The organism is Nitriliruptor sp. (assembly GCF_040882075.1).
Taxonomy (GTDB): Bacteria; Actinomycetota; Nitriliruptoria; order Nitriliruptorales; family Nitriliruptoraceae; genus Nitriliruptor.
Window position 1 is genome coordinate 1 of sequence record NZ_JBBEBZ010000110.1, and the last position, 3,531, is coordinate 3,531.

Annotated in this window: 7 protein-coding genes; 4 read left to right on the forward strand and 3 right to left on the reverse strand. The window is 69.8% G+C overall.

The features are described from left to right. Positions 1-266, reverse strand: a 266-nt coding sequence (locus WEB03_RS06475) for a DUF488 family protein (RefSeq protein WP_368070136.1), incomplete at its 3' end; no start/stop codon positions are given. 190 nt (positions 267-456) lie between these two features. Here WEB03_RS06475 and WEB03_RS06480 point away from each other — a divergent pair. After that, entirely contained in the window at positions 457-840 is a 384-nt protein-coding gene (locus tag WEB03_RS06480; RefSeq protein ID WP_368070137.1) for a hypothetical protein, read from the forward strand. Between the two features lie 60 nt (positions 841-900). Here the strand turns inward: WEB03_RS06480 and WEB03_RS06485 are convergent, their stop codons facing one another. Together WEB03_RS06485 and WEB03_RS06490 are read right to left on the reverse strand one after the other, a co-directional pair. Next, positions 901-1,389 carry a glutathione peroxidase gene (locus tag WEB03_RS06485; RefSeq protein WP_368070142.1) on the reverse strand — a complete coding sequence of 163 codons (489 nt, stop codon included), beginning with the start codon at positions 1,387-1,389 and terminating at the stop codon, positions 901-903. A 153-nt stretch (positions 1,390-1,542) separates the two neighbouring features. Continuing rightward, positions 1,543-1,914, reverse strand: a complete 372-nt coding sequence (locus WEB03_RS06490; protein ID WP_368070138.1) for a VOC family protein — start codon at positions 1,912-1,914, stop codon at positions 1,543-1,545. A 114-nt stretch (positions 1,915-2,028) separates the two neighbouring features. On the opposite strand from WEB03_RS06490, the gene WEB03_RS06495 reads away from it, so the two are divergent. The 3 genes from WEB03_RS06495 to WEB03_RS06505 all read left to right on the forward strand — a co-directional run bounded on the left by WEB03_RS06495 (position 2,029) and on the right by WEB03_RS06505 (position 3,412). Then, a complete protein-coding gene (locus WEB03_RS06495) occupies positions 2,029-2,439 on the forward strand; it encodes a PPOX class F420-dependent oxidoreductase (RefSeq protein ID WP_368070139.1) in 411 nt (136 codons plus the stop codon). 199 nt (positions 2,440-2,638) lie between these two features. After that, complete coding sequence (locus tag WEB03_RS06500; RefSeq protein WP_368070140.1) at positions 2,639-2,935, forward strand: hypothetical protein; 297 nt, start codon at positions 2,639-2,641, stop codon at positions 2,933-2,935. Between the two features lie 150 nt (positions 2,936-3,085). Beyond that, on the forward strand, positions 3,086-3,412 hold the full coding sequence (locus tag WEB03_RS06505) for a CAP domain-containing protein (protein ID WP_368070141.1): 327 nt from the start codon (positions 3,086-3,088) through the stop codon (positions 3,410-3,412). Positions 3,413-3,531 lie beyond the last annotated feature (119 nt).

Genomic DNA, 3,531 nt, shown 5'->3' on the forward strand with positions numbered 1-3,531 from the left:
GAATCGTTTCGCAGCCCGGTGTGCGGCGAGTCCGGCTCGCCACGCCGACGGCCTCCGAGCCGCTCCTCCCAGCGGTAGGCGATGCCCGCAGCCGGGAGCCACCGCTCGAGCTGATCGCGGGCGACGTGGGGGTGGCGACGGCTACCTGGGAACCGGCGAACGTCCACGATCGAGTCGACACCCGCGGCCGTGACGAGCGCGACGAGCTCGTCCTCGCTCGCGGTGCCGTGACCGACCGTGAGCAACGGTGGCGGACCATCGCTCATCGAGTTCCCGTCCTCGGAGCTGTGCGGGCGGTGGTGCGAGCCGTCCTCACGGTACGACGCTCGCTGCCGCCGCGGAGCCGCTCCCTCGGCCTGGCGGCGTGGTACCTCTGGCGGTCGACGGGTGACGGGAGCGATCGTGGCTGCGGTGGTGGACGAGAGGCACGGGCGCCTTCGTACGGTTGCCCGGTGGGTGCTCGGTGGGTTCCTGGCGTTCGCGGGGACGGCCCACCTCACCTTCGCCCGCGAGGAGTTCGAGGCACAGGTGCCGGAGTGGGTACCAGCCGGGACCGACGCGGTCGTGGTGGGATCCGGCGTCATCGAGATCGCGCTCGGGTTGGCGCTGCTGTCGGGCCGCAAGCGTCCGCTGGTGGGCTGGGTGACCGCAGCGTTCCTCGTGGCGATCTTCCCCGGCAACGTGGCGCAGTACGTGGAGGGGACCGACGCCTTCGGGCTGGACACCGACCGTGCCCGGTTCGTGCGGTTGTTCTTCCAGCCGGCGCTGATCGCGTGGGCGCTGTGGTCGACCGGTGCGTGGCGGGCCTGGCGTGGCCGCAGGGACCGTTCGGCGGAGTGACGTCGGCGGCATCGGCGCCGCGGAAGCGCTTCCGCGGAAGCGCTCCGTTGCGGCGGGCGGTCAGCGCGGGATCACGGCCTCGACCGCGGCGATGACCGCGGCGTCGTCCGGGGTGGTCGTCGGCCGGAAGCGCGCCACCACCTCGCCGTCGGGGGCGACCAGGAACTTCTCGAAGTTCCACTGGACGTCGCCGGCTACACCGTCAGGGTCCTCGTGTTCGGTGAGGACGTCGTAGAGCGGGTGGCGGTCCGGACCGTTGACGTCGGCCTTCTCGAGCATCGGGAAGGTGACCCCGTAGGTGGCGCTGCAGAACTCGGCGATGTCGTCCGCGGTGCCGGGTTCCTGGCCGGCGAACTGGTTGCTCGGCACGCCGAGGACGGTGAAGCCGCGGTCGCGGTAGCGCTCGTGGAGCTCCTCGAGCGTCGCGTACTGCGGGGTGAGCCCGCAGCGTGAGGCGACGTTGACGATGAGCATCGCGTCGCCGCGGTGGGAGTCGAGCGACGCGGCGGAACCATCGAGCGCCCGAACAGGGATGTCGTGGAGGGTCATGGGTCGCATGCAACCGGGTCGAGGTGCGACGCGCCACTCGGCCGCTGACTCGAGGGACGGGCTGCGCGACCGAGCCATCTGAGGTGGTCAAGTTCACCGCTGACGTGCCGATGCGCCGCGTACACGTCGGACGGCTAGCGCGACGGTCGATGCTCAGCCGTTGGAAGCGACGAGGCAGAAGGGGTGGCCGGCGGGGTCGAGGAAGACCCGGAAGGTGTCCCCGGGTTGGGTCTCGACCTTCCGCGCACCGATGGCGAGGAGCTGATCCTCACCGGCATCGAGGTCATCGACGTCGAAGTCGAGGTGGGCCTGCTGCGGTCGGTCGGCGCTCGGCCAGACCGGCGGCTGGTGGTCGGGCGCGAACTGGAAGGTGATCGTCACCCCGCCGCCGCTGACGAGCTCGATCCACTCGTCATCGTCGCCACCGCGAACCGGCCACCCCGTGATGGCGGAGTAGAACTCGGCGAGCCCACGCGGGTCGGGCGTGTCGAGAGCGACCAGGCTGAGGCGTGCGATGGCATCCATGTGGTGCACCGTAGACCTGATGAGGCCACCCGTCGACGGCCGTGGGGACTCGCCGGTCGAGCCGCGAGGTGGGATGCTGGAGCGGCCAACACGTCACGCGACGAGGAGCCCGCCGTGGAACTGGATGCCGCAGCCGACTTCCTGCGCGAGCACCACCGCGCGGTGCTCCACACCTTCCGGAACGACGGCAGCCCGCAGCTCTCGCCGGTCACCGTCGGTGCTGATGATGAGGGACACGCCATCGTCTCCAGCCGGGAGACGGCGATGAAGGTCAAGAACCTCGAACGCGATCCCCGCGCCTCGCTGTGCGTGTTCACCGACGCGTTCTACGGGCCGTGGGTCCGGCTCGACGGGACGACCGAGATCGTGGACCTGCCTGGAGCGATGGACCTGCTCGTCGACTACTACCGGCGGCTGTCGGGCGAGCACCCGGACTGGGACGACTACCGGCGAGCCATGGAGGAGGAACGTCGCGTGATCCTGCGCATCACGCCGACAGCTGTAGGCCCGGATGTCTCCGGCTGACGCCCTCGACAGGTCGTTGCCTCCAAGTTACCTTGCTGTGTCGCGACCGGTAGCTAGCTTCCGGAGATGGATCACGGTGAACCCCTCGTCCTCGAGAGCGCGGGCCGCCATGGCGTGGCGGATGGAGATGCCCTGCACGCGTGGGCGTTCCCCGTCGACGCGTGCACGCGATGCGAGCGAGAAGGAAGTTCTGGAGGTGATGAAGGTGCCGAGATCGATCGACGACCTGATCGCCAGGGGCGACGAGTTGGCTGACCAGTTCGAAACCTACGAGCCATCGCCCGGCGACCACGGGGAGCCGCCGCTGCTGGCAGTTCGGCGCTTGGCCTACCAGCGAGCGCTGCTCGAGCGGAATCTCTTGACCGCTGTTCGTGACGCTCGCTCCGCGGGTGCGGCGTGGTCGAAGATCGGCCAGGAACTCGGCACCTCCGGTGAGGCTGCCCGTCAGCGGTACGCCGATCGGATCCGAGAAGCCGCACCGTCACGTCCGTCGTGATCCCCCTCGAGAAGCCTGAGGTTGTTCCGAGTTAGCGTCAGCAAGTCGGTTCTACGCTGCCGCAGTTCTTGCCTACCCGGATGGAGGCGCAAGGTGGGTGACTGGCCGCCGCACGAGACCCGGGAAACAGGCGCCGTGCGAGATCGAGCTGTGCGTCCAGGTCCGGCTGACGGCGTAGCACTGCCCGCAGTCGGTCGGCGAGGAGAACATCGCCATGGGTACACCGACGCGGCCGAGGTCCACGTCGGCTGGATGCGCTCCGCTGGCCACCGGGACCACATCCTCTACCCGGGCTTCACCGCGATCGGCATCGGCGTGGTCTGCCGCAACGACGGACGGATGTGGGCGACGCAGATCTTCGGCATCCCGCGAGACAGCAACCCGGACCCGCCCACACCGACGACCGAGGAACCGGTCACCCGCCAGGACAGCGGTCCGGCCTGCCTGCTCGTGGGACGGTGGCGCCTCTCCCCGTAGAGACCCGGTACCGCTCCCCGGTGCGTCAACGCCAACGGCGTCGCTTGGGTCGCGCTGTCCACGGCGGGGGTGGAGGCGGTGGCGGGTCCGGCGTCGGAGCGATGTCGAACTCGCTGCTG

Bases quoted from the DNA above. Each gene is read 5' to 3' on its own strand.
- WEB03_RS06485 (WP_368070142.1), bottom strand. From the start codon at position 1,389: ATGACCCTCCACGACATCCCTGTTCGGGCGCTCGATGGTTCCGCCGCG.
- WEB03_RS06490 (WP_368070138.1), bottom strand. From the start codon at position 1,914: ATGGATGCCATCGCACGCCTCAGCCTGGTCGCTCTCGACACGCCCGAC.
- WEB03_RS06500 (WP_368070140.1), top strand. From the start codon at position 2,639: ATGAAGGTGCCGAGATCGATCGACGACCTGATCGCCAGGGGCGACGAG.